We start from the raw sequence: 24,109 nt of genomic DNA on the forward strand, positions 1-24,109 counted from the left end.
CAATCAGGCCGCCGTGCCTGCCCCCTCCGATGCGCGCCCTGTTCCTGATCCCGGGCGACAGCAGCCGGCAGCTCCAGGCCTTCCCCGCCGTGGCGGCCGTGGCGAACCAGCTTCGGGCTGAGGTTCAGGTGGTCTGTCCCGCCGAGGCCGTGACGCTCTGGGGCCTCCACCCGGGGGTGGGCCGGGCGATCCCGTTCAACTGGGCCAACGCCACCCTGGCCGACTGGGCCAACCTGCTGGGCTCCGTGCGGGAGCCGGACTTCCAGCTCTGCATCAACCGTGCCAGCGGCCGGCAGGTGGACCTGATGCTGGCGATGAGCCACATCCCCACCCGTCTGGCCACCGCAGGCTTCTCCGCCACCGAGCGGGTGCAGGAGCCCCAGGGCCTCTGGCCCTGCCAGGCCTGGCAGGCCTGGCTGCAGCCGATCGGGGTGCAACTCGATGCCCAGGGCTTCCGCCTACAGGTGCCGCCGGCAGCCTTGCAGGAGGCGGCGGCGGCGCTGCCGGCGGGCGATGGCCCCCTGCTGCTGCAGGCGCCGACCGGCGGCGCCGCCGACTGGCCGGCCGAACACTGGCAGGAGCTGCCCGAGCTGATCCGAGCCCGCCTCCCCAACCTCCGCAGCGGCCGCCTGGGGGGCGGTTCCTGGCTGCAGCGGGCCGCCAGCCTGGCCAGCGCCGATGTGGTGCTGGCCAGCGATCCGGCCAGCATCGACCTGGCGGTGCTGCTGGGGGTGCCCCTGGTGGCGCTCGGCCGGCCTGGCTGGCAACTTCCCAGCCGCGAAGGGGTGAGGGCCCTGGGGCAGCCAGGCCAGCTCGCTGACCTGGGCAGCACCGAGGTGCTCACGGCCCTCGGGCTCGGCTGATCCGGCGGTCGTCTCCCGTCGCCATACGATCGGCCCCAGTTCCCCCACCGCCATGGCCGTCGCCGCTCCCCTTGCAGGTCAGGTTGCCCTGGTCACCGGCGCCAGCCGGGGCATCGGCGCCGCCATCGCCTGCGAACTGGGCCAGGCCGGGGCCACGGTGGTGGTGAACTACGCCAGTTCTGCCGAGGCCGCGGCGGCCGTGGTGAACAGGATTGAGGCCGCCGGAGGCAGCGCCTGGGCCCTCCAGGCCGATGTGGCCGATGAAGCCCAGGTGGACAGCATGGTGAAGGCGGTGCTCGAGCGCGATGGCCGGCTCGACGTGCTGGTGAACAATGCCGGCATCACCCGCGACGGCCTGGTGATGCGCATGAAGACAGCCGACTGGCAGAGCGTGATCGACCTGAACCTCACCGGCGTGTTTCTCTGCACCCGTGCGGCGAGCCGGGCCATGCTCCGGGCCCGCCAGGGCCGGATCATCAACATCACGTCGGTGGTGGGGCTGTTCGGCAACGCCGGCCAGGCCAACTACAGCGCCGCCAAGGCCGGGGTGATCGGCCTCACCCGCAGCAACGCCGCCGAGTTTGCCGGCCGGGGCGTCACCGTGAACGCGGTGGCCCCCGGCTTCATCGAAAGCGACATGACCGCCGAGCTCGACCAGGAGCCGATCCTCAAGGCCATTCCCCTGGGCCGCATGGGACGGCCCGAGGAGGTGGCCGGGGCTGTGCGCTTCCTGGCCGCAGATCCTGCGGCGGCCTACATGACGGGCCAGGTTCTGCAGGTGGATGGCGGCATGGTGATGCGCTGACGCCCCAGGTCCTGCCCGTCCAGCTCGATCCGTCTAGCTGTTGATCGGCTGGCCCAGCTGCTCCCGCAGCCGCCGGATCCGCTGCAGCAGCCGCAGGCGCCGGCTGCGTTCGGTGATGGTGAAGTAGAGCCTCAGCGGCACATAGATCAGCGCCATCAGCAGGCCGAGGGTCGTGACCAGCACGAACACCATCGCACTGGGCGTGGTGCCGGGGTCCATGGCGATGGCCTCCCCGGCCGCGTTGTCGAGGGCGGTCTGAAGCAGCTCTTCCAAAGCGCCTGCACGGCTCCGGCTCCCTGCCAGGACCCTACCGGCGCTGAACCCCGGCGCCCAGGTGGATTCGGCTTTCCCCACCAGACTGCCCCCCCAGCCCCGTGGGAATCTGAAGCGTCAAGCCCGTGCTTTTCCCGATGGCCAAGCTGGTCAGCTTTTCCGACGCCTCCCGCGCCTCCCTCGAAAAGGGTGTCAACGCCCTCGCCGATGCCGTCCGGGTGACCATCGGTCCGAAAGGCCGCAATGTGGTGCTGGAGAAGAAGTTCGGGGCACCCGACATCGTCAATGACGGCGTGACCATCGCCAAGGAGATCGAACTCGACGATCCGTTCGAAAACCTGGGCGCCAAGCTGATGCAGCAGGTGGCCACCAAAACCAAGGACCAGGCCGGTGACGGCACCACCACCGCCACCGTGCTGGCCCAGGCCCTGGTGCGGGAAGGGCTCCGCAACGTGGCCGCCGGCGCCAGCCCGGTGGTGCTGCGTCGCGGCATGGAGCGGGCCGCCGCCCAGGTGGTGGAGGGCATCGCCGCCCGGGCCCAGGCGGTGGAGGGCGACGCCATCCGCCAGGTGGCCACCGTGAGTGCCGGCAACGACGAGGAGATCGGCCAGATGATCGCCGAGGCCATGGCCAAGGTCACCGCCGACGGCGTGATCACTGTGGAGGAGTCGAACTCCCTGGCCACCGAGCTGGAGATCACCGAGGGCATGGCCTTCGATCGCGGCTACAGCTCCCCCTATTTCGTCACCGATCAGGACCGGCGCGAGTGCGTGTTCGAGAACCCGCTGGTGCTGATCACCGACCGCAAGATCAGCGCCATCACCGATCTGGTGCCGGTGCTCGAGGCCGTGTCCAAGAGCGGCCGGCCGCTGCTGATCCTTGCCGAGGAGGTGGAGGGTGAGGCCCTGGCCACCCTGGTGGTGAACAAGAACCGGGGCGTGCTGCAGGTGGCGGCCGTGCGGGCGCCGTCCTTCGGCGACCGGCGCAAGGCCTATCTCCAGGACATCGCCATCCTCACCGGCGCCACGGTGATCAGCGAAGACCAGGCCATGACCCTGGAGAAGGCCGGCCTGCAGGATCTGGGCCAGGCCCGCCGGATCACCATCACCAAGGACAGCACCACCATCGTGGCCAGCGGCGACCACCAGGCGGCCGTGACCGACCGGATCGCCGCCATCCGCAGGGAACTCGACAACACCGACTCGGACTACGACCGCGAGAAGCTGATGGAGCGGATCGCCAAGCTGGCCGGCGGTGTGGCGGTGATCAAGGTGGGAGCGCCCACCGAAACCGAGCTGCGCAACCGCAAACTGCGCATCGAGGATGCCCTCAACGCCACCCGGGCCGCCGTGGAGGAGGGCATCGTGGCCGGCGGCGGCACCACCCTGCTGGAGCTCGCCCAGGGGCTCACCACGCTGGCGGCCGGCTGCCAGGGTGACGAACGCACCGGGGTCGAAATCGTGCAGCGCGCCCTGGCCGAACCGGTCAAGCAGATCGCCGGCAACGCCGGCATCGATGGCGACGTGGTCAGCGCCCAGATCCTGCGGAGTGGTCTGGGCTACAACGCCCAGACGGGTCACTACGAGGACCTGCTGGCGGCGGGCATCCTCGATGCCGCCAAGGTGACCCGCCTCGCCCTGCAGGATGCGGTGTCGATCGCGGCTCTGCTGATCACCACCGAGGCGGTGATCGCCGACAAACCGGAACCGCCGGCTGCCCCGGCTGGCGGCGGCATGGGGGACATGGGTGGCATGGGCGGCATGGGCGGCATGGGGATGCCCGGAATGATGTGATCGGCCGCGCCGATCAGTCCTGCAGGGCGCGGCTGTAGGCCGCCACCTGCAGGTCGATTCCCGTGATCGCGGTGCCGACCACGACGGCATCGGCGCCGCGATCCAGCGCCTCGCGGGCCTGCTGAACCGATCCGATTCCCCCCTCGCAGATCAGGGGCACCTGGGCAGGCAGGTCCCGCCGGAGCGGAGACAGCAGATCCCAGGCCGGTGGCCGGGCATCCGCGGTGGCTTCGGTGTAGCCATAGAGCGTGGTTCCCACCCAGGCACAGCCCAGGAGGGCCGCCTGCAGCCCTTCCTCCAGCGTGGCCACATCGGCCATGAGCGGGGCGCCGAGTTCCTGGGTGGCGCGCTCGACCAGCTCGGCGAGCTGAACACCTCCCGGCCGCCGGCGGCTGGTGGCATCGAGGGCCACCACATCCGCACCCGCGGCCCAGACGGCCTGAATGTCCTCCCAGGTGGGGGTGATGTAGACAGAGCTGTCAGCGTGGCTGCGCTTCCACAGCCCCACGATCAGGGCCGCCGGACAGCGCCGACGCACAGCGCCGATGTGCTCCGGGCTCTCCAGCCTCACCCCCCGCGCCCCCTGCTGCAGGCTGGCTTCGGCCATGGCCGCGATCACCTCGGGATCCCGGAGCGGGGAGCCCTCCGGGGCCTGCACCGACACGATCAGGCCGCGGGGCCAGGGAGCCTGGATCACGCTCAGCTCGCCTCCGGCAGGGCGTCGTCATGAAGCCAGGACCGCAGGCGCGCCAGGGAAGCCGGCGCCGGGGCGGGCCCCTGCCGGGGGGAGCGGGCCGGCGGCGACACGGCCATCAGCCGGGGAATCAGGGCCAGCGGGTGCGAAGGCTCCGGCATGGAGGCCGCCGTGGTGCCGGCGGCCTCGCCTGGGCTGGAGGGGAACGGGTTGTCGCAGCCTGCCATGGCCAGGGAGTCGGGGGATTCGCCCGGATCGGCCATCCCGTTGTGGGCGGGCTGACCGAACACCCACACGTGCTCGGATGCCTCCGCCGGCAGGGGGGCACCGGCTGGCAATGGATCAGCTGGCAATGGCTCAGGCGATGATGGATCGGCCGGTGATGGATCGGCCGGTGATGGATCGGAGAACGTCTGGGGCTGCGACTCCCTGCTGAAGTCGGCCAGGGCCTGCTGTTCTCGGGCCAGATCGTCGAGCCAGGTGGGGTCCAGGCTGCTGGCGGCAGCCGCTGGAGCGGGCTCCTGGATCACCACGGGGTCGAGGTGCACCGCGGGCAGCTGCCACGGATCGGTGAAGGGGGCTTCGGCCTCCACTGCCTGAACCGTCTTGGCACCATCGGCCAGGGGCTCCACCTGGATCGGGGACAGCTCGAACCGCACCAGCGCGGCGAGCCAGAGGACGGCCTCCTGGCCCTGGCCGGCCGCCAGCTTCGTGGCCACCAGACTCTGGAAGGCCGCCAGGCCGCGACGATGGGTGAGCCGGTCGGCCAGTTTCAGGGCCTGGAGGGTGTCCCGCTCCGCCACCGCCGCCAGCAGAAGTGCCTCCGGGTCAGGGCGGTCTGGAGCGGGGAAGCGGGGTGGACGGGGCACGGTGACCAGGAGGATCAGGTGAGCTTGCGATCCAGCAGCGGCCGGATCAGAGCGAACAGGCCGATGGCCAGCACCGCGAGCACCCCCAGGCACTGACCTGCCGAAAGGTCTCCGTAGGGAGCCTCCAGCACGATGGCGTAGAGCGTGAGGTGGCCGGCGTAGGCGGCGCGGATCGGTTCTATGGCGAAGGTAAGGGGATTGAGGGCTGCGAGCCAGCCCAGCCAGGCAGGCATGAAGGAAATCGGTGCCAGGGCGGTGCTCGCGAACAGCAGGGGCAGGTTGGCCACGAAGATCACCGCGATCAGCTCGATGTGCCCCGGCAGGGCGAAGGCAAGCCCCAGGCTCAGGGCGGTGACGGCGAACACCAGCAGCAGCAGCGTGAGCAGCACCAGGGCCAGGCCGGCCATGCCGGGCCAGCCGTAGCCGAGGAGGGCGGCCGTGGCCATGATCGCCACGCTCTGCACCAGGCTCAGAGCCGTGATGTACAGCACCGAGGCCAGCACGATCGAGCTGCGCGAGCGCAGCGGGGCCACGAGCAGCCGGTTCAGGAAGCCGAACTCCCGGTCGAACATCACCGGCAGGCCCGCATTGAGGGCGCCACTGAAGGCGGTGAACACGATCACGCCGGCACCGAGGAAGCGGCCGTAGCTCATGCCGTCAGGCAGCAGGCCGGCCGGCGCCTTGGCGAACAGGGCCCCGAACAGGATCAACCAGATCAGGGGCTGGAGCACTCCGGCGATGAGGGTGGAGGGGCGACGCTGCAGCTGCACGAACAGCCGCCGGGTGAGGGCCAGTGTCTCCTGGCTGATCTCGGCCAGGGCCGAGGCCTCGGGAGGAGGCGCGACCGCCCGGGGGCGGGCAGAGGAGGACGCGGCGGTGGAGGCGGAGGTCATCGGGGATCAGCGCATGCTCTGTTTGCGTTCGGCCTTGGCATCACGGCTGCCGGCCACGGCCAGTTCCGCATCCATCAGGGTGCGGCCAGTGGCCTGGAGGTACACATCATCGAGGCTGGGGCGGCTCTGGGCGAGGGCGAACACCGGCAGGTCGGCGGCCGCCAGCTGCTGCCGCAACCGCTCCACCACCGAGGCGTCCTCCACCACGAGGTTGAGGGAATAGCCCTGGGACCGGTTCACCACCACCTGGCGCACCCCCTGGCAGGCGCTGAGCAGGGTCTGTACCTGGCCGGCCTCCTCGGCATCGCTGAATTCCCTGACACGCAGGGTGACGCGGTCGCCCCCGAGGGCATCCTTGAGCTCGGACGGGGTGCCCTCGGCAATCACCCGGCCATGCTCGAGAATGGCCAGCCGGTCCGCCAGCGCATCCACCTCCTCGAGGTAGTGGCTGCTCAGCACCACCGTGGTGCCGCCGTCGCGCAGCCGCCGCAGCACCTCCCAGATCGCCGCACGGCTCTCGATGTCCAGGCCCACCGTGGGCTCATCGAGCACCAGCACCCGGGGGGAGTGCAGCAGGCCTGAGGCCAGATCGAGCCGGCGACGCATCCCTCCGGAGTAGGACCCGCAGCGCCGGTCGATCCAGTCGGCCATGCCCAGCAGGGCCACCAGCTCCTCGATGCGCCCGTCCCTGGCGTCACGGCGGAGGTGATAGAGGTCGCCCTGGAGGCGGAGCAGCTCCCGGCCCGTGAGGATCTTGTCGATCGCCACCTCCTGGGCCACGTAGCCCAGCAGACGCCGCACCTGCCGTGGAGCGCTGAGCGCATCGACGCCGGCCACCTCCACCGAGCCCTGATCGGGTGCCAGCAGGGTGCACAGGATGCGCAGGGCCGTGGTCTTGCCGGCGCCGTTGGGCCCCAGCAGGCCGTAGAGCGTGCCCTCCGGCACCGTGAGACTGAGACCGTTGAGGGCCTGCACCTGCTTGCCGCCGCTGCTGTAGGTCTTGCGCAGCTCCCTGAGCGCGATCACCACCTCCCGACCCCCATCCCAGACCGTTCCCGCTGATCAGCCGCCCAATGTAGGCAGCAGAGCCAGCGGCATGGAGAAGGCGTCGGCCTGGGGCAGACGGGCCATCAGCAGAAGCAGGCTGATGCCGAAGAGATAGAAAATCGACCAGCGGAACAGTGCCCTGGCGCGGCCGGGGTCGTCGGGGTGGGCCACCAGGGCCTGCACGAGCTGGAGCAGGCGGCCGTTGAAGGGGAGCACCATCAGGCCGTAGAGCAGACCACCGCTGGGGAGCATCCACACGCCACCGAGGCTCAGCGCCACGGTGATCCAGGCATAGGTGCGGATGGCTCGGGCGGTCACCGCCACGCCCTTCACCACGGGAAGCATGGGGATGCCCACCGAGCGGTAGTCATCCTTGAGCAGGAGGGCCAGGGCCCAGAAGTGGGCGGGAGTCCAGACCATGACCAGGGCGAACAGCCACCAGCTGGAGAGGGAGAGCCCACCGCTGGAGGCCGCGGCCCCCACCAGGGGGGGAATGGCGCCGGCCACCCCGCCGATCACGATGTTCTGGGGCGTGCGCGGCTTGAGCAGGGCGGTGTAGAGCAGCACGTAGCTGCAGAGCCCCAGCAGGGCCAGGCTCGCGGCCAGGGCGTTGACCCCCACCACCAGCACCACCACAGCCCCGAGGGTGAGGGCCACGGCCATGCCGAAGGCCTGCTGCTGGGCCAGGCGTCCGGACGGCAGGGCGCGGCGGCTGGTGCGCTGCATGCGGCCGTCCAGGTCATGCTCCCAGAGACAGTTCAGAACACCGGCGGCGGCCGATGCCAGCGCACCGCCCAGCAGGGTGCAGCAGATCACGGACAGGCTGACGGCACCGCCGGTGATGGCCATCCCCGCCAGGGTGGTGGCCAGTAGCAGAGGGATCAGGCGGGGCTTGGCCACTTCGAGCCAGGCCGGCAGGGTCACGGAGCGGGGCACTGCCGGTTTGGTGATCGGCAGGGCGGTGAGGCTCACCATGGTTCAGCTCCGGAAGGAAGAACAGCGGACGGATCCGCCACAGACAGGGGTGGCGCTGCTGGCGCCAGGGAGAGGCCGAGCTGGCCGGCGAGCAGGGCCACCAGCAGGGCGGCACCCAGCTGGTGGGCGATCGTGACCGCCGGCACGGCGAGACCCAGGCGCAGGGTGCAGATCCCGAGAGCGATCTGCACCATCACCACGGCGCCGGAGGCCACGGCCATGGCCCGCTGCCGGCGGCTCCGGGCCGGCATGGCGGTTCCCGCGACCGTAAGCAGCAGCACCCCGGCACCGACACCCGAGGCAAGCTGACGATGCCAACCCAGCAGGTTGCACCACTCGCCGGAGGCCAGACAGCGCTCCGCCGCCCAGTGGCTGGCCATCCAGCCCCCCACCAGGCTCTGGACCATCACCCCGGCGAGCCCCAGCAACAGGGCCAGGGTCCACATCCCGCGCCAGGGTGACGGGGAGTGGGCAACGGGGCTGGAGAAGGCCTCCAGGCTGGCCGGCGGGGCCTCCAGCATCTGATGGGCCGCACTGAGCAGGGCCAGCAGGGTGAGGGCAGCCGCGAGGTGGGCCGTCACCAGGCTGGAAGCCAGCAGACGGGTGACCGTGAGGGCACCGAGACCACCCTGGACGGCCACCAGCAGCAGCGCGATGCAGGCCAGTCCGGGCAGCCAGACAGGCAGTCGGCGCCGTCCGAGCAGGCTGGCGCCGGCCAGCACCAGCAGCGCAACCCCCACCACGAAGGCATCGAGCCGGTGAAACCACTCGAGGAACACCTGCAGGTTCATCTGCCGGCCCGGCAGCAGGACCCCATAGCAGAGCGGCCAGTCCGGACAGGCCAGTCCGGCCTGCATGACGCGGGTGGCCCCGCCGATCACCACGAGAATCACCAGGGCGATCACCAGGTGGCCGGTGAGTCGGCGGATCCGGCGAAGCTGCGGGGTGGCCGGCATCGGGTCGGAGGGTTCCGGGGCAGGGGTCTCCGGGAATGGGGTCTCCGGGGCAGCGGTCTCAAGCGCGATGGACCGCAGGGATCGGGGCGGCGGGGATGGCCGGAAGCCTGCTCGCATCGGGCCAGAGGTCCCAGGGTGGGTGCACGGTAGCGATGGTGGCTGCAGCCATGGATCAGGATTTGCACACGTCGGCAATTCAGAACATTCACTCCGGCCGACTCAACGGAACGCGTCACGATTCGTGGAAACGCCATCAAGCTGCGACGATCCCTCGCAATCGCCCGGCCCGGCCCATAGGCTGACCGGAAGTACTCACTGACCCGTGCAGATCCGCGCCGCCATCACCACGGCTCTGGCCACCACAGGGCTTGTGCTCACAGGCCTTCTGGTGGGAAATCGGGTGAACCTGCTGCCTGCGCAGGCCAGCAGCAACGCTTCCACCTACGATTCACTCTTTAAGGTTTTATTCAGCATTGGCACGATGCTCTTCCTGGGCATCCTGATCGTGGTGATCTACAGCCTGGTGCGGTTCCGCCGCCCCGCCGGCGACAGCACGGATGGTGCGGCGATCGAAGGCAATCTGCCCCTGGAGATCGTGTGGACAGCGATACCAGCCGTCGTGATTTTGTTTGTCGGTATCTACAGCTACGACATCTACGAGCGCATGGGCGGGATGGCTCCGCTGATGGACCACGCTTCCATGCATGGGGCCGGCATGCAGGCCCCAGCCCCCGGGGGGATGTCCGCTGGGGGAGCAGTCCAGGCCGCGGCCAGCACCGGTCGAATCTGGGGCGGGATCGGGCCGGCCGCTGTGGCTGACCGCGATGGCGGGGCGTCGGCAACCCCTCCCCTGCCGGTGGATGTCACCGCCATGCAGTTCGCCTTCATCTTCCACTACCCGGAGGGAGACATCACCAGCGGCGAGCTGCACGTGCCCCTGGGGCAACCCGTGGAGTTGCGGATGGAGGCCCGCGATGTGATCCATGCCTTCTGGGTGCCCCAGTTCCGGCTGAAACAGGACGTGATTCCCGGCCAGACCACCCGGCTTTCCTTCACGGCCACCCGGGCAGGCACCTACCCCATCGTCTGCGCCGAGCTCTGCGGCGCGTACCACGGAGGCATGCGCTCCAACGTGGTGGTGCACGAACCGGAGTCCTTCGACGCCTGGCGGCAGCAGAACACTCCCCTCACCAGCACCTGAGTGGCACCTCTGCTTCTCCCTTCTCCAGTCCTTCGCCGCCATCTCTGAGCCATGACCGTCGCCAGTCCCAGTCCATTTCCCGAGGGCCTGCAGCCAACCGGCTGGTTGCGCTACTTCAGCTTCAGCCTCGATCACAAGGTGATCGGCCTGCAGTATCTCGTGTGTGGTTTTGTGTTCTACCTGATCGGGGGTCTGCTGGCCGGCATCATCCGCACCGAGCTGGTCAGCCCGATGGCCGACTTCGTCAGCCGCGATACCTACAACGAAGTGCTCACCTTGCACGGCACGGTGATGATCTTTCTTTGGATCGTGCCGGTGGTGAATGGTGCCTTCGGCAACTACCTCATCCCGTTCTACGTGGGTGCCCGTGACATGGCGTTCCCACGCCTGAACGCGGTGGCGTTCTGGATGATTCCACCTGCCGGCATCCTCCTGATCAGCAGCTACTTCCTGGCCGGCGCCGCTGCCCAGTCCGGCTGGACCGCCTACCCCCCACTCAGCCTCACGACGCCCGCCGCGGGCCAGGTGGTGTGGATTCTCAGTGTGCTCCTGCTCGGAGGGAGCTCGATCTTCGGGGCTGTCAACTTCATCGCCACCATCCTGAAACTGCGTCGGCCCGGATTGAAGCTGATGCAGCTGCCGATGTACTGCTGGGCCATGCTGGGCACGAGCCTGCTGGTGGTGCTCTCGACGCCGGTGCTGGCGGGTGTGCTGATTCTGCTCAGCTTTGACATCGTGGCTCACACCGGCTTCTTCAACCCTTCGATGGGGGGCAATGTGGTGGTGTACCAGCACTTGTTCTGGTTCTACTCCCACCCCGCTGTCTACATCATGGTGTTGCCGGCTTTCGGTCTGGTGAGTGAGATCCTGCCGGTGCATGCCCGCAAGCCCCTGTTCGGCTACACCACCATGGTGTATTCGATCATGGCCATTGTGTTCCTCGGCCTGATCGTGTGGGCTCACCACATGTTCACCAGTGGCACGCCCCCCTGGATGCGCCTCTTCTTCACAATCGCCACCTCCTTCATTGCCGTTCCCACCGGCATCAAATTCTTCAACTGGATCGCAACCCTATGGGGTGGCAAGATTGCCCTGAACTCGGCCATGCTTTTCTCCTGCGGATTCATCCTTAATTTTGTCTTCGGCGGCATCACCGGCATCACCTTGGCCCAGGTGCCCTTCGACATTCACGTGCACGATACCTATTATGTGGTGGGCCACTTCCACTACATCGTCTACGGCGGCACCGTGTTCGTGATTTTCGCCTCGCTCTATCATTGGTACCCGAAATTCACCGGCCGGATGTTGAACGAAGATCTGGGCCGGCTGCACTTCGTGCTCACCCTGATCGGCTTCCAGCTCTGCTTCCTGCCACAGCACTGGCTGGGTCTCAATGGCATGCCCCGCCGGGTGGCCGAATATGACCCCACCTTCACCACCCTGAACCAGGTGAGCAGTGTCGGCGCCCTGATCATGGCGATCAGCACCCTGCCCCTGCTGATCAACGTGGTGGTGACGGCCCTGCGCGGACCGGCTGCCGGCGACAACCCCTGGAACGCCCTCACTCCCGAGTGGCTCACCAGCTCTCCTCCGCCGGTGGAGAACTGGCTGGGTGAGGCTCCTCTGGTCACAGAGCCCTATGGCTACGGCCATGCAGCGGCAACCAAGTCATGACCCTCACCAATCCCAGTGAGGCGGCTGTACAGGCCGCCCCCCAGCCCGATTCAGCCCACCACGCCAGCAGCGGCACTGAACATGCCGACCTGCGGATGTTCGGCCTCACCACGTTTCTGGTGGCCGATGGCATGACCTTTGCCGGCTTCTTCGCCGCCTACCTCACCTTCCGGTCGGTCAACCCCCTGCCTGAGGGCAGCAATTACGAACTTGAACTCCTGCTCCCCAGCATCAACACGGTGCTGCTGCTGGTGAGCAGTTTCACCTTCCACCGGGCCGGGCGTGAGATCCGTGCCAACCGTCTGCCCTCCTGCCGCAACTGGCTGCTGCTCACCGCAGCCCTCGGAGCCACCTTCCTGGCCAGTCAGATGGTGGAGTACTTCACCCTGCCGTTCGGCCTCACGGAAAATCTGTTCGCCAGCACCTTCTATGCCCTCACCGGCTTCCACGGTCTGCACGTCACGCTCGGTGTGATCTGCATCGCGATCGTTGCCCTGCAGTGCAGGCCCGGGGGCAGAATCAGCGCCCAGAACCACTTCGGCCTGGAAGCCGCCGAGCTCTACTGGCACTTCGTGGACGGCATCTGGGTGGTGCTCTATGGCCTCCTCTACGTGCTCTGAGCCCTGCAGCGGATCCCCGAGCCGCCGCCGCCCACCAGCGGCTGCTTGCCGATGGCCAGCACCACTGGGCACAATCACAGGTGTGCTGTATTTCGTGGATCTCCTGCCATGGCTCCCAGTAGTGGCGGTGGTCCCGGCGTGATGCTGGAGGGACAGGCCCTGCTCGACAAGGCGCGGGCCCTCAGCAATCAGCCCGAGGATCAGATCGCCAGAGCCTGCGGCTACGTGGGCCCCAGTGGCCGGGTGCTGCGCAAGAGCTTCTACCGGGCTCTGGTGGCAGCCAAGGGCTATGCCGTGCCGGAATCCGCCGCCGGGCGCAGCGATCGAAGCGGCGGCCAGGCCAAGGGACGCCAGGCGGAGTTCCGCACCCGGGTGCACGGCAACGGCAATCTGCTCATCGGCCACGCCTACACCCGCCGGCTCGGACTGGAACCCGGGCAGGAGTTCCGGATCGAGCTGCATCGGGAAACGGGGGCGATCTGGCTGCTGCCCCTCGAGGAATCCTCCAACCAGGAACCCGCTTCAGCAGAGGCCGGCAGCGGCGAAGCCCCGCGCCACCAGTCCGCAGACGAGCAGACCGGCGGGGAGGAGGCCGGCGGACAGGAGGCCGGCGACTGCTAGCGGTCGGACTCGGATGCGGGGGCCGGCCCGTGAAAACTGGCGCTGAAGCTGAGCAGATCCAGCCCGCTGAACAGGAAGCTGATTCCCACCAGCAGTCCGAGCACGCGCAACAGCACGGCGGCGGGGAGGGTGAGGATCAGGGCGCCCAGCAGCAGCGTCACCGCCCCGTTCACCAGACCCCAGCCCCAGCCGCGGATGTGCCGGTGGGCCAGGGAGACCACCAGCGCCACCCCACCCTCCACCAGGAACACCAGGCCGATGGCCAGAGCCAGGGCCGCAATCGGTGCCGCCGCCTGGCTCGGACCCGCCCCCAGCTGCAGCAGCATCGACAGGCCGGCCACCAGGAAGAGGGTGGAAACCACCAGACGCCAGAAGGCGAGCCAGCGGCCCAGCAGGCGGGCGCGCGTGAGGTTGTTGATCCAGCCGAACAGCCCGCCCACCAGGAAGAGCACCGCCACCATGGCCGTGACCCACACCGAGGCCGCCAGGGGGAAGAGCAGCGCCAGCACGCCCAGCACCAGCATCAAGACGCCTTCGAACAGCGTCAGGGTCCGCAGGGAACCCGCGTCGTTGGCCAGGCCAGGCGGGCCCATCACGCCCTTGCGTTGCTGATCGGACCCTAGGCCTGCCAACCGTGTTCCGCCAGCCAGGCTCCATCGAGCGGTTGGGAGTGCCGGGCGGATCCCAGCAGCCGCTCGGTGTATTTGGCCAGCAGATCGGCCTCCAGATTCACCCCATCTCCGGCCCGCAGGCTCTGCAGGGTGGTTTCCTCCCAGGTGTGGGGGATCACGGCCACCCAGAAGCAGGCGCCATCAGGGCTGCAGCCAGCCACGGTGAGGCTGATGCCGTTCACCGCCACGCTGGCCTTGTCGCAGACGTAGCGGCCGTAGGTGGAATCCATCCAGGCCACCTCCAGCCGCCAGGAACCGCTCTCCCGCGTGATGGCCTGCACGGTGCCCAGGCCATCGACATGGCCGCTCACCAGATGCCCCCCCAGGCGGTCGGCCAGCCGCAGGGCGGGTTCCAGATTCACGGCGGCGCGGCGGTCCGCCCGGCCGGCCAGGGTGCTGCGGCGCAGGGTCTCGTCGCTCACGGCGGCGCGGAAGCCGTCGTGCAGCCGTTCCGCCACCGTGAGACACACGCCATCCACGGCCACGCTCTCCCCCAGCTCCAGGCTGTCTGGCCCCCAGCCGCCGGTTCCGGCCCGCCAGCGCAGCCGCACCCCTCCCGGTGAGCGCTCGATGGTTCCGATGGCCTGCACCAGTCCGGTGAACATCCGCGCGCCTCGGCCTGCTGGCCATAATCGTGCACAGGCGCACACCTGCCGAAGGGCGGAGCTGACCATGGTGGAAATGCGTGTCGCCGGCATCGCGCTGGATGCAGCCAGCCGTAGCCCGATCGTGCTGCTGCGCGATCCCTCCGGACGGCGTCAGGTGCCGATCTGGATCGATCAGGCCCAGGCCCAGAACATCCTGGCCGGCCTGGGGCAGGACATCCCGCCGCGTCCGCTCAGCCACGACCTGATGGTGGCGCTGCTGGAGGCCGGCGGCCTGCGGCTCGAGCGGGTGGTGATCCATGCGATCGAGGACAACACCTTCCGCGCCGCCCTGAAACTGCGCAGCGGCGAGAACGGCAAGGAACGCAGCCTGGAAGTGGATGCCCGCCCCAGTGATGCCATCGCCCTGGCGGTGCGCACCGACAGCCCGATCTGGATGCTGGAGGAAGTGGTGGCCGATGCCTCGATCCCCGTCGACGCCGAGGCGGATGCCGCCGACCAGGAGCACTTCCGCCGCTTTCTCGACAAGGTGAGCCCAGCCGAGCTGGTGCGCCATCTCTCCGAAGCCCGGGCCGAGAGCCCGGCGGCGGCTCCGGAGGAGGAGGACAGGGCGGACCCGGATGCCGACCCTCCCCGTGCGCCCGGCTAGGCGGCCCTTCGGCTCCGGTCCGCCGGTGTCGGCCTTCACCCTGGGCACGATGCGGGCCCTGGAGAGCCCGGACCACATGGCGGCGGTGCTGGGCGCGGCCATGGGCGCCGGCATCAACCACCTGGAGACCGCACCCGCCTACGGCCCGGCGGAACCCTTCCTGGGCCAGGCCCTGCGGCAGCTGCAGAGCCAGGGGCTGGCACCGGAGGGCGGCTGGCTGATCACCAGCAAGATCCTCCCCGGCTGCGATCTGGCCGCGGGGCAGGAGCAGCTGCGCTCCAGCCTGCGGCGGCTGGGCGTGGCCCGGCTGGATGGGCTGGCGGTGCATGGACTGAACACCCCGGAGCACCTGATCTGGGCGGACCGCGGCCCAGGGGCCGATCTGCTGCAGTGGGCCCTGGACACGGGTCTGGCCACCCAGGTGGGCTTCACGAGCCACGGCAGTCCCGCCCTGATCGCCGAGGCTCTGGCCACGGGGCGCTTCCGCTTCTGCTCCCTGCACGTGCACCTCTTCGACCAGACCCGCCTGCCCCTGGCCCGCGCCGCCCTGGATGCCGGCATCGGTGTTCTGGCCATCTCGCCCGCCGACAAGGGCGGCCGTCTCTATGACCCGCCCCCCCAGCTGCTGGCGGACTGCGCCCCGTTCCACCCGCTGGAACTGGCCTACCGGTTTCTGCTCGACCAGGGGATCTCCACCCTGAGCCTGGGGGCGGCCCAGCCGGCGGATCTGGTCTGGGCGGAGCGGTGGTGGCGCGGCGCCCTGGCGGGCGACGGCGCCAGCCGCCCCAGGCTGGCGGCTGCCCTGGAACGGCTGGGCAGGGCCGGGGCCGAGCGGCTCGGCGCCGACCGCTGCGGCCAGTGCCGTGCCTGCCTGCCCTGCCCCAACGGCGTACCGATTCCCGAGCTGCTGCGGCTGCGCAATCTGGCGGTGGGCCATGGCATGGAGGCCTTCGCCCAGGAGCGCTACAACCTGATCGGTCGCGCCGGCCACTGGTGGGAAACGCTCAATGCGGAGGCCTGCCAGGCCTGCGGGGCCTGCCTGCCGCGTTGTCCACACGGTCTGCCGATTCCCACCCTGCTTGCCGACACCCACCGTCGACTGGCCGCGGCGCCCCGCCGCCGGCTCTGGGGCTGAGCCTCAGGCGCCGGTGCGGGGTGCCGCCGCGTCCCAGCGGCTCTGCAGCGCCAGGCGGGCCGCGCCATCCAGGGGTGGCAGGCTCCAGCAGCGCTCCAGCACCCCCGGCTCCGGCAGGAGCAGGCGGGCCACAGGCGCCGGGAAGCGCGCCACGAGCGGCTGCAGCACCGTTCGCGGCAGTGGCGGCACCCAGCCAGCCCCCAGCAACGCCGCCAGCACAGGCCCCTCGAGCGCCTCGGCCACCCAGTCGAGCGGCAGAGGCTCCCGCGACCCGGTCGGCCGCAGCAGCATCTGCCAGCTGAGCGGAGCCCCGGTCTGGGGAAGCACCACCGCCAGGCGCTGGTCGCGACGCAGCAGGGGGATCAGGCGGCGCAGGGGCAGCACGGCAGCCTCGGCGCTGCCGCTCAGCACCAGATTGAGCCCATCGCGATCGTCATGGGCCAGGGCCTGCAGGCGCAGAGCCCGGAGCTTGGCGACGTCGTCTCCCACCAGGGCCATGCAGACCCGCGGGCTGGAGGGAAGCACGAGGCGGCGGCGCAGGCTGGGATCGAGCAGCAGCGACCAACCCTCCGCCGCCCGCCTGAGCAGATCGGGCCGGGAACGCAGCAGGATCACCCACGGGGAGAAGGCCCAGGGAAAGGCCACGCGGGGAGAGCCCGCGGCAGCGAACAGGCGGCTGGCCGGCCCGGCGGCCTCGGCCAGCCGGTCGAGCAGCCGGGGGGCCTCCAGGGGCTGCCAGAGCGTGGGGGCGGCGGCACCGGCCCAACCGTCACTGAGACTGACCAGGGCGGGGGGAATCGGTGCCGATGCCGCCGCGAGCACGGCGGACGGCTGCTCGAACTGACGGGCCCGCCAGCCGGCCGGCAGGGCCTTGAACCAGCGGGAGGGGAGGGAGCCGCTGGTGAAGGCGAGGCTGGCCCTGGAGGAGGTCCCGCAGCCTCCGAGCAGCGGCGGAAGCCCCACAGCCATGCCGGCGGTGAGGCCCAGCCGCAGGAGCCGGCGACGGGAGAGCGTCACGGGGGGGATGACCATGGCGCGACCCTAGGCACCGAGCAGCTGCCGGCATGCTGCATCGCAGGCCCGGGCCAGGGCCTCCGGGCTGTGGCCCAGGCGCTGCCACAGCAGGGCGAACCCCCCCGCCCCCACGCCCTCCTTCACGTAGCCCCGCTCGTAGTCCCGCAGGGCTTCACTGCGGCAGGCCGTGAACCGCAGCCCCGCCACCTCCAGCCGCGGCGTCACGCCCCAGTGGGCACCGATGCGCTGCAGCAGGAGGGCCAGATCACTCTCCGCTTCCTCCGCCACCCAGGCCGTGGTGGCCAGCACGATCCGGGCGGCCAGGCCGGCTCGCTCCTCCGGCGCTGCCAGGGCCAGCGCCAGGGCCAGCACCGCCGCCATCTGGCTGCCGCCGGCCAGCAGCACCGTGCCGCCGCGGCGGGCCAGCGCCAGGGCCAGGCCGGCGGCCAGCGGCTGCATCGGATCGCCCACAGCGGCCAGCACCGGGATCGGATCCCGCTTGCCCTCATGCCCGGGGCCAGGGCAGCCCGCGGCGAGGCCCGCGGCGGCCAGGCCCTGGCGCACCAGCCTGGCCTTGAGGCCGTGGGCACTGAGGCGGAGACTCCCGCTGACCAGGCCGTCGGCCTCCACACCGAGGCCCCGCAGCACCCCGAGGGCCGTGGTGGTTCCCCCGGGCACACATTCGGCCAGCAGCAGCGGCTGGGCCGGCGGCAGCCGCGATCCCCACAGCGCGCCCCGCGCCAGCAGCGCCCGGACCCTCTGGGGCGGCAGGGCGCGGCCGCTGCTGAGGCAATGGGCCGCTCCGGCGCCTTCCGCGGCCGGCAGGCGCAGGTGGGGCACCGCCGGTGCGATCGGGCAACCCAGATCCACCACCAGCAGGCGCTCGAGCAGCCCGAGGGACTCCAGCACCACCCGGCTGATCAGAGCCGGGCTCACCCCGGCGGGCAGCGGCGGCAGGGCATGGGGACGGGGCCCCAGCGGACCCTGGACCAGCAGTTCGGCGTCGGCCGCCGCCGTGGACCGGCGGGACGCCGGCGTGGACCCGGCAGCGGAGATGCCCTCCACCGCCGCCGTGGCCGTGGCGGCCAGCAGCAGCACGGGTCGCACCGCCTGCCAGAGCGGCTCCACGGCGGACGGCCCGGACACCTCAGAGCGGGTCGAGGGCCACCAGGGCCCGCAGGGCGGCGGGTGGTTCACCGATCGGCGCCTGGAGCCGGGGGAAGATCCAGTAGGCCGCGGCGTGGAGGGCCAGCACCACGATCACGTTCTGCACCCACACCAGCAGCACGGCGGCCACCTGCACCTGGCTGAGTTCGATGCCGGCCCCCAGGCCCACCAGCCCGGCGAACCGCTCCAGCAGGCCGGCTGCCGCCGTGGTGATCACCACCCAGAGGTTCTCCCCCACCAGCACCGAGAGCACCGCAACCCTCACCAGGAACCCCGCCGCGCCGATCACGCTGCCCACCGACCAGCTGAGCCACCAGTTGAGGCGCCGCCGCCAGCACCAGCCGAGCCACAGCGACAGCAATCCGTAGGGGAACAGCAGCAGGGGGCCGCGGATCGGTCCCATCAGCGCCACGCCCAGCAGCGAGGCGACGATCAGACCTTCCACGGCGCAGCGCCAGCCATGCCGCAGCTGCAGCAACGCCAGGGGGAGGGGCAAGGCCAGGCGGAAGAGGGGGCTGCCCACCGGCAGGTAGTAGAGCGCCAGCCAGAGCAGCCCCGTGGCGGCCGCCAGGTAGGCGGTGTCCATCAGCTGGCGCGCCTGGCGGCGGCTGAGGGTTCGGTTCGCCTGCGGCCCCATCAGCGGGGCTCCGGAGCTGGGGTGGCAGCCGGTGCCGACGCCGGAGCCTGCGAAGCGCCAGGGGCGGGAGCCGGGGTGGCCGGCGGCGTGACCACCGCCCCCTGCACACGCTCGATCATCTCCACTTCGAACGGCACCCCGGCCGCACGCAGCGCCTCGGTGACGGCCTCCGCGGGCGCGGCGGGATCGGCGCCCACCAGCTTGATCGTGATGCGGTAGGGGGCCGGCGAGAGCACCGGCGCCCGCGGCGGGCGCTGGGCTGCCTGGGCCGGGGTCTGGGGAGCCGTCTGGGCCGGTGCCGGCGCTCCCGGCGGCACCCCGGGAGCGGCCGCCCCGCCGGTGGACTGGCCGGCGGGGGCAGGGGCGGGCTCGGCGGTGGTGGGGCTGGAGAAGCTGCGGGACAGCTGGTCGCCGAAGGGCGTGCCGCTGCAGCCGGCCAGCGGGCCTGCCACCACGAGCAGCACCAGCAGCGCGGGGGCGCGGAGCCAGCCAGCGGCACGCACGGCGGGATTCAACTGTCGGCCGCCTTGATGACCCGCACGGCGCTGGCCCGCAACCGGCCGGTCTTGGTGGTGGTGGGGGGCTTCTTGGCCGCGGGCTTCTTGGCCGCAGGTGTCTTGCTGGCGGAGGACTTCGCACCGGTGGCCCGAGAGCCCGCCTTGCCCTTGCCCGTGGCGGCCTTGGCCGCCAGCAGCTCGATCGCCTGCTCCAGGGTGATGGTGTCGGCGGTCGTGCCCTCCGGCAGGGAGGCGTTCACCTTGCCCTGCTTCACGTAGAGGCCGTAGGGCCCGTCGAAGAGCTGCACGGGCTCGTCCGCCCCCTCGGGCACGCCCAGATGCTTGAGGGCCGTGCGGCCGCCGCGGCCCCGCTTGGGCATGGCCAGGAGCTCCAGCGCCCGGGAGAGCGGCACGGTGAGCACGTCGTCCTCGGCCTTCAGCGAGCGGTAGTCCTTCTCGCCCTTGCCCTTGTGGTGCACCACGTAGGGGCCGAAGCGGCCGAGGCCCGCCTCCACCCGTCCGCCGTCGGGGTGGTCGCCCAGGGCCCGGGGCAGGCGGAGCAGCCCCAGGGCATCCTCGAGCGTGAGCTCCTCGGGCTTCTGGCCCTTGGGCAGCGAGGCCCGCTTGGGCTTGGGGTTGTCGTCACTCACCTGGCCCCGCTGCACGTAGGGGCCGTACTGGCCGAACAGGAGGTACACCTGCTCGCCGGTCTCCGGGTCCTCCCCGATCGACTCCGGACCCTCCGCCTTCTGGCGCAGCAGCAGCTCGGCCTTGGCGGCATCGAGGTCGGCGGGGGTGATCTCCTGGGGCAGGGTGGCCTTGAGCAGTTCCTCGCTGCCGTCATCGGCCACCCGCTTGGTCTCCAGGTAGGCCCCGAAGCGGCCGATCCGCACCACGCAGGGCAGGCCCTCCAGTTCCACCGTGCGGGACACGCCCGGATCGATGTCGCCCTCGCGCTGCAGCACCTGGGTTTCCAGGCCCTCCTCGCCCTTGTAGAAGGTTTCCAGGTAGGGCAGCCACTCCACCTGGCCGTGGGAGATCTCGTCGAGGGTCTGCTCCATCCGCGCGGTGAAGCCGGTGTCCACCAGGTCGGGGAAGTGCTCCTCCAGCAGCGCCGTCACGGCGAAGGCCGTGAAGCTCGGGGTGAGGGAGTTGTTCTGGAGCGTGGCGTAGCCCCGGTCCACGATCGTGCCGATGATCGAGGCGTAGGTGGAGGGGCGGCCGATGCCCTCCTTCTCCAGCATCTTCACCAGGGCGGCCTCGCTGTAGCGGGCCGGGGGCTGGGTCTGGTGGCCGAGGGCCTCCACCCCCCGGCAGGCCGGGCCATCCCCCACCGCCAGGGAGGGCAGCAGCACCTCCTGGCCCTCGAGGGCCGCCTCCGGATCGTCGCTGCCCTCCACGTAGGCGCGGAAGAAACCGGGGAAGTCGATCCGCTTGCCGGTGGCCCGGAAGCGGGCGGTGCCCAGGGCGCCGCCGTCCACATCCAGATCCACCGCCAGCATCGTGAGCCTGGCCTCGGCCATCTGGCTGGCCACCGTGCGCTTCCAGATCAGCTCATAGAGCGCCAGGTCCCGGCCCTCCAGGCCGGTGTCGGCCGGGGCGCGGAAGCTCTCCCCCGCCGGGCGGATCGCCTCGTGGGCCTCCTGGGCGTTGCGGGCCTTGGTGGAGAACTGGCGCGGCGAGGGGCTCAGGTAGTCCTGCCCGTATTTCTGGGCCACGCAGCTGCGGGCCGCCTGGATGGCCTGGTCGCTGAGGTGCACCGAGTCGGTGCGCATGTAGGTGATGAAGCCGCGCTCGTAGAGGCCCTGGGCCGCCCGCATCGTCTCGCGGGCGGAGAGGCGCAGCTTGCGGTTGGCCTCCTGCTGGAGCGTGCTGGTGGTGAAGGGAGCCACCGGGCGGCGCGTGGTGGGCTTGGCTTCCACCTCCGCCACGGTCCAGGGGGCCGCCTGGACAGCGGCCTGGAGGTGGCGGGCCTCCTCCTCCGCCAGCAGCTTCACCCGACTGCCGCTCTTGAGGCCGCCGGTGGTCTCGTCGAAGTCGGAGCCGCCGGCGATGCGCTCGCCCTTCAGATGGCTGAGCTTCGCCTCGAAGCCACTGCCCGCGTGCTCCAGCTGGGCCTTGAGATCCCAGTAGCTGCCACTGCGGAAGGCCCGGCGGGCCCGTTCGCGCTGCACCAGCAGCCGCACCGCCACCGACTGCACCCGCCCGGCGGAGAGGCCCCAGGCCACCTTCTTCCACAGCAGCGGCGAGAGGGTGTAGCCCACCAGGCGATCGAGGATGCGCCGGGTCTCCTGGGCGTGCACCAGCTCCATGTCGAGATCCCGGGTCTGGTCCAGGGCCCGGCCGATGGCCTCCTTGGTGATCTCGTGGAACACCATCCGCTTGACGGGCACCTTCGGCTGCAGCAGCTGCAGCAGGTGCCAGCTGATGCTCTCCCCCTCCCGGTCCTCGTCCGTGGCCAGCAGCAGCTGGTCGGCACCCTTGAGGGCGTCCTTGAGTTCCTTCACCACCTTCTTCTTGTCCTTCGGCACCACGTAGAGGGGCTCGAAGGCACTGGCGGTGTTCACGCCGAGATTGGCCCACTTCTCGCCCTTGTGGGCGGCGGGGATCTCACTGGCGTTGTTGGGGAGGTCGCGCACATGGCCCATGGAGGCCTCCACCCGGAAGTCCCTGGGAAGGAATCCACGGATGGTGCGGGCCTTGGTGGGGCTCTCGACGATGACCAGGGTGTGACCCACAGACAGGCGAACGACCGGTTCCCTCTTTATCGCATCGGCGGTCACCAGCGCACATTCCGTGGCGAAGAACCCGGGTTCATCACCGCTACAGTCGCGCCAGCAAATCTGGCTCCAGTGCCGCTGTGATGGTTCTGCCCACTGCACTTCCCATGGCGGTCCATGCCCAGGAGGCAGCGCTCGCTCCAGCGGGTCTGGCTCTCCAGCTGAATGCCGGCGCCATCGCCCCCGAGGTGTCGGTGCTGCTGGCGCTGGTGGCCTGCCTGCTGGTGGATCTGGCCGGGGAGCGGGCCGCCAGCCGCTGGGTGCCGCCGCTCTGTTACGCCGGCCTGGGAGGGGCCCTGGTGCTGCTGGCGCTGCAGTGGAACACCCCCCTGCTGGAGCCCTCCTTCCTCGGCTCCTTCCTCGCCGACAACCTGGCCATCGCCTTCCGTGGCGTGGTGGCGGCCTCCACCCTGATCTCTCTCCTGCTCAGCTGGCGCTACGTGGAGCGCAGCGGCACGCCGGTGGGGGAGTACGCCGCCATCCTGCTGGCCGCCACCCTGGGCGCCATGTTCCTCTGCGGCGCCACCGATCTGGTGAGCATTTTCATCTCCCTGGAAACGCTCTCGGTGTCGAGCTACCTGCTCGCGGGCTACATGAAGCGGGATGCCCGCAGTTCGGAAGCGGCACTCAAGTATCTGCTCGTGGGCTCGGCGGCCGCGGCGGTGTTTCTCTACGGCGCCTCCCTGCTCTATGGCCTCACCGGCGGAGCCACCGGCCTGGACGCCGTGGCGGTGGCCCTCCAGACGAGCGCTTCTCCCGTGACAGCCCTGGCCCTGGTGTTCGTGCTGGCCACGGTGGCCTTCAAGATCGCCGCCGTGCCCTTCCACCAGTGGACCCCGGACGTCTACGAAGGTTCTCCCACCCCTGTGGTGGCCTTCCTCTCGGTGGGCTCCAAGGCGGCCGGTTTCGCCCTGGCGGTGCGGATTCTGGTGGGCTGCTTCGACAGCTTCGACGCCCAGTGGAAGCTGCTGTTCACCGTGCTGGCGGTGCTGAGCATGGTGCTGGGCAACGTGGTGGCCCTGGCCCAGACCTCCATGAAGCGGATGCTGGCCTACAGCTCGATCGGCCAGGCCGGTTTCGTGATGATCGGCCTGGTGTGCGGCACCGAGGAGGGCTTCGCCGCCATGGTGCTGTACATGGCGGCCTACCTGTTCATGAACCTCGGGGCGTTCGCCTGCATCATCCTCTTCTCGCTCCGCACCGGCAGCGACCGTATCGCCGACTACGCCGGTCTGTATCAGAAGGATCCGCTGATCACCCTGGGCCTGAGCCTCTGCCTGCTGTCGCTAGGAGGCATTCCTCCGATGCTGGGGTTCTTCGGCAAGATCTACCTCTTCTTCGCCGGCTGGGCCGACCACCAGTACCTGCTGGTGGTGGTGGGCCTGATCACCTCGGTGGTGTCGATCTATTACTACATCTCGGTGATCAAGATGATGGTGGTGAAGGAGCCTCAGGAGGCCTCCGACGTGGTGAAGGCCTACCCCCCCATCACCTGGGCCGTGACCGGCCTGCCGGCCCTGCGCACCGCCCTGGTGGGCTGTGTGATCGTGACGGCCGTGGGCGGCATTCTCTCCAGCCCCCTGTTCACGTGGGCCAGTGAGGCCGTCGCAGGCACGCCCATCCTCCAGCAGGCCATCGCCAGCGCGGCCATTCCCCCGGTGGGTTGACGC

General features: G+C 70.3%; 24 protein-coding genes. 10 read left to right on the forward strand and 14 right to left on the reverse strand.

The features are described 5' to 3' along the window. Window positions 1–29 precede the first annotated feature (29 nt). Together CBM981_RS05945 and fabG are read left to right on the forward strand one after the other, a co-directional pair. Window positions 30–863, forward strand: a complete 834-nt coding sequence (locus CBM981_RS05945; protein WP_087067669.1) for a glycosyltransferase family 9 protein — start codon at window positions 30–32, stop codon at window positions 861–863. 52 nt (window positions 864–915) lie between these two features. Continuing rightward, on the forward strand, window positions 916–1,668 hold the full coding sequence (gene fabG / locus CBM981_RS05950; RefSeq protein ID WP_087067670.1) for a 3-oxoacyl-[acyl-carrier-protein] reductase: 753 nt from the start codon (window positions 916–918) through the stop codon (window positions 1,666–1,668). A gap of 33 nt (window positions 1,669–1,701) precedes the next feature. Here the strand turns inward: fabG and CBM981_RS05955 are convergent, their stop codons facing one another. Then, window positions 1,702–1,941, reverse strand: a complete 240-nt coding sequence (locus tag CBM981_RS05955; protein ID WP_087067671.1) for a hypothetical protein — start codon at window positions 1,939–1,941, stop codon at window positions 1,702–1,704. A 137-nt stretch (window positions 1,942–2,078) separates the two neighbouring features. On the opposite strand from CBM981_RS05955, the gene groL reads away from it, so the two are divergent. Continuing rightward, complete coding sequence (gene groL / locus CBM981_RS05960) at window positions 2,079–3,734, forward strand: chaperonin GroEL (protein ID WP_087067672.1); 1,656 nt, start codon at window positions 2,079–2,081, stop codon at window positions 3,732–3,734. Between the two features lie 13 nt (window positions 3,735–3,747). Here groL and CBM981_RS05965 read toward each other — a convergent pair whose 3' ends face one another. From CBM981_RS05965 to CBM981_RS05990, 6 genes are read right to left on the reverse strand one after another with little or no spacing between them, the layout of a single operon-like run. Next, a complete protein-coding gene (locus tag CBM981_RS05965; RefSeq protein WP_087067673.1) occupies window positions 3,748–4,431 on the reverse strand; it encodes an N-acetylmannosamine-6-phosphate 2-epimerase in 684 nt (227 codons plus the stop codon). Window positions 4,432–4,433: 2 nt separating this feature from the next. Then, window positions 4,434–5,297 (reverse strand): hypothetical protein, encoded by an 864-nt coding sequence (locus CBM981_RS05970; protein WP_087067674.1) that lies wholly within the window; start codon window positions 5,295–5,297, stop codon window positions 4,434–4,436. A gap of 14 nt (window positions 5,298–5,311) precedes the next feature. After that, window positions 5,312–6,190, reverse strand: a complete 879-nt coding sequence (locus CBM981_RS05975; RefSeq protein WP_172820835.1) for an ABC transporter permease — start codon at window positions 6,188–6,190, stop codon at window positions 5,312–5,314. Between the two features lie 6 nt (window positions 6,191–6,196). Next, complete coding sequence (locus CBM981_RS05980; protein ID WP_369801689.1) at window positions 6,197–7,213, reverse strand: ATP-binding cassette domain-containing protein; 1,017 nt, start codon at window positions 7,211–7,213, stop codon at window positions 6,197–6,199. A 39-nt stretch (window positions 7,214–7,252) separates the two neighbouring features. Continuing rightward, window positions 7,253–8,212, reverse strand: coding sequence for a heme o synthase (locus tag CBM981_RS05985; protein ID WP_087067676.1), 960 nt, complete (start codon window positions 8,210–8,212; stop codon window positions 7,253–7,255). Next, a complete protein-coding gene (locus CBM981_RS05990; RefSeq protein WP_225867556.1) occupies window positions 8,206–9,168 on the reverse strand; it encodes a heme A synthase in 963 nt (320 codons plus the stop codon). The genes CBM981_RS05985 and CBM981_RS05990 overlap by 7 nt, the downstream gene beginning before the upstream one ends. A 322-nt stretch (window positions 9,169–9,490) precedes the next feature. Here CBM981_RS05990 and CBM981_RS05995 point away from each other — a divergent pair, with 322 nt between their 5' ends. The 4 genes from CBM981_RS05995 to CBM981_RS06010 all read left to right on the forward strand — a co-directional run bounded on the left by CBM981_RS05995 (window position 9,491) and on the right by CBM981_RS06010 (window position 13,284). Beyond that, entirely contained in the window at window positions 9,491–10,369 is an 879-nt protein-coding gene (locus CBM981_RS05995) for a cytochrome c oxidase subunit II (protein WP_087067678.1), read from the forward strand. A 51-nt stretch (window positions 10,370–10,420) separates the two neighbouring features. Continuing rightward, complete coding sequence (gene ctaD, locus CBM981_RS06000; RefSeq protein WP_087067679.1) at window positions 10,421–12,043, forward strand: cytochrome c oxidase subunit I; 1,623 nt, start codon at window positions 10,421–10,423, stop codon at window positions 12,041–12,043. Beyond that, a complete protein-coding gene (locus CBM981_RS06005; protein WP_087067680.1) occupies window positions 12,040–12,663 on the forward strand; it encodes a cytochrome c oxidase subunit 3 in 624 nt (207 codons plus the stop codon). The genes ctaD and CBM981_RS06005 overlap by 4 nt, the downstream gene beginning before the upstream one ends. A gap of 141 nt (window positions 12,664–12,804) precedes the next feature. Continuing rightward, window positions 12,805–13,284, forward strand: a complete 480-nt coding sequence (locus CBM981_RS06010) for an AbrB family transcriptional regulator (protein ID WP_225867632.1) — start codon at window positions 12,805–12,807, stop codon at window positions 13,282–13,284. Here the strand turns inward: CBM981_RS06010 and CBM981_RS06015 are convergent. Together CBM981_RS06015 and CBM981_RS06020 are read right to left on the reverse strand one after the other, a co-directional pair. Continuing rightward, window positions 13,281–13,877, reverse strand: coding sequence for a DUF308 domain-containing protein (locus CBM981_RS06015; RefSeq protein WP_087067681.1), 597 nt, complete (start codon window positions 13,875–13,877; stop codon window positions 13,281–13,283). The genes CBM981_RS06010 and CBM981_RS06015 overlap by 4 nt on opposite strands. Window positions 13,878–13,903: 26 nt before the next feature. Continuing rightward, window positions 13,904–14,560: a riboflavin synthase gene (locus tag CBM981_RS06020; protein ID WP_087067682.1), complete on the reverse strand. Its 657-nt coding sequence runs from the start codon at window positions 14,558–14,560 to the stop codon at window positions 13,904–13,906. 67 nt (window positions 14,561–14,627) lie between these two features. Here CBM981_RS06020 and CBM981_RS06025 point away from each other — a divergent pair, with 67 nt between their 5' ends. Both CBM981_RS06025 and CBM981_RS06030 read left to right on the forward strand, forming a co-directional pair. Beyond that, complete coding sequence (locus CBM981_RS06025; RefSeq protein WP_087067683.1) at window positions 14,628–15,209, forward strand: bifunctional nuclease family protein; 582 nt, start codon at window positions 14,628–14,630, stop codon at window positions 15,207–15,209. Next, window positions 15,196–16,344: an aldo/keto reductase gene (locus CBM981_RS06030; protein WP_087069235.1), complete on the forward strand. Its 1,149-nt coding sequence runs from the start codon at window positions 15,196–15,198 to the stop codon at window positions 16,342–16,344. Before CBM981_RS06025 ends, CBM981_RS06030 begins: the two co-directional genes overlap by 14 nt. Before the next feature lie 3 nt (window positions 16,345–16,347). Here the strand turns inward: CBM981_RS06030 and CBM981_RS06035 are convergent, their stop codons facing one another. From CBM981_RS06035 to topA, 5 genes are read right to left on the reverse strand one after another with little or no spacing between them, the layout of a single operon-like run. After that, on the reverse strand, window positions 16,348–17,376 hold the full coding sequence (locus CBM981_RS06035) for a twin-arginine translocation pathway signal (RefSeq protein ID WP_087067684.1): 1,029 nt from the start codon (window positions 17,374–17,376) through the stop codon (window positions 16,348–16,350). Window positions 17,377–17,385: 9 nt separating this feature from the next. Further along, window positions 17,386–18,504, reverse strand: a complete 1,119-nt coding sequence (gene cobT, locus CBM981_RS06040) for a nicotinate mononucleotide-dependent phosphoribosyltransferase CobT (RefSeq protein WP_087069236.1) — start codon at window positions 18,502–18,504, stop codon at window positions 17,386–17,388. 1 nt (window position 18,505) lies between these two features. Beyond that, on the reverse strand, window positions 18,506–19,162 hold the full coding sequence (locus tag CBM981_RS06045; protein ID WP_087067685.1) for a DUF2232 domain-containing protein: 657 nt from the start codon (window positions 19,160–19,162) through the stop codon (window positions 18,506–18,508). Further along, complete coding sequence (locus tag CBM981_RS06050; protein WP_197686671.1) at window positions 19,162–19,665, reverse strand: hypothetical protein; 504 nt, start codon at window positions 19,663–19,665, stop codon at window positions 19,162–19,164. Before CBM981_RS06050 ends, CBM981_RS06045 begins: the two co-directional genes overlap by 1 nt. 8 nt (window positions 19,666–19,673) lie before the next feature. Further along, on the reverse strand, window positions 19,674–22,397 hold the full coding sequence (gene topA, locus CBM981_RS06055) for a type I DNA topoisomerase (protein WP_087067686.1): 2,724 nt from the start codon (window positions 22,395–22,397) through the stop codon (window positions 19,674–19,676). A 125-nt stretch (window positions 22,398–22,522) separates the two neighbouring features. On the opposite strand from topA, the gene CBM981_RS06060 reads away from it, so the two are divergent. After that, window positions 22,523–24,106 carry an NAD(P)H-quinone oxidoreductase subunit N gene (locus tag CBM981_RS06060; RefSeq protein WP_369801672.1) on the forward strand — a complete coding sequence of 528 codons (1,584 nt, stop codon included), beginning with the start codon at window positions 22,523–22,525 and terminating at the stop codon, window positions 24,104–24,106. The last annotated feature ends 3 nt before the right edge of the window (window positions 24,107–24,109 follow it).

It is taken from the genome of Cyanobium sp. NIES-981 (genome assembly GCF_900088535.1).
Classification (GTDB): Bacteria; Cyanobacteriota; Cyanobacteriia; order PCC-6307; family Cyanobiaceae; genus NIES-981.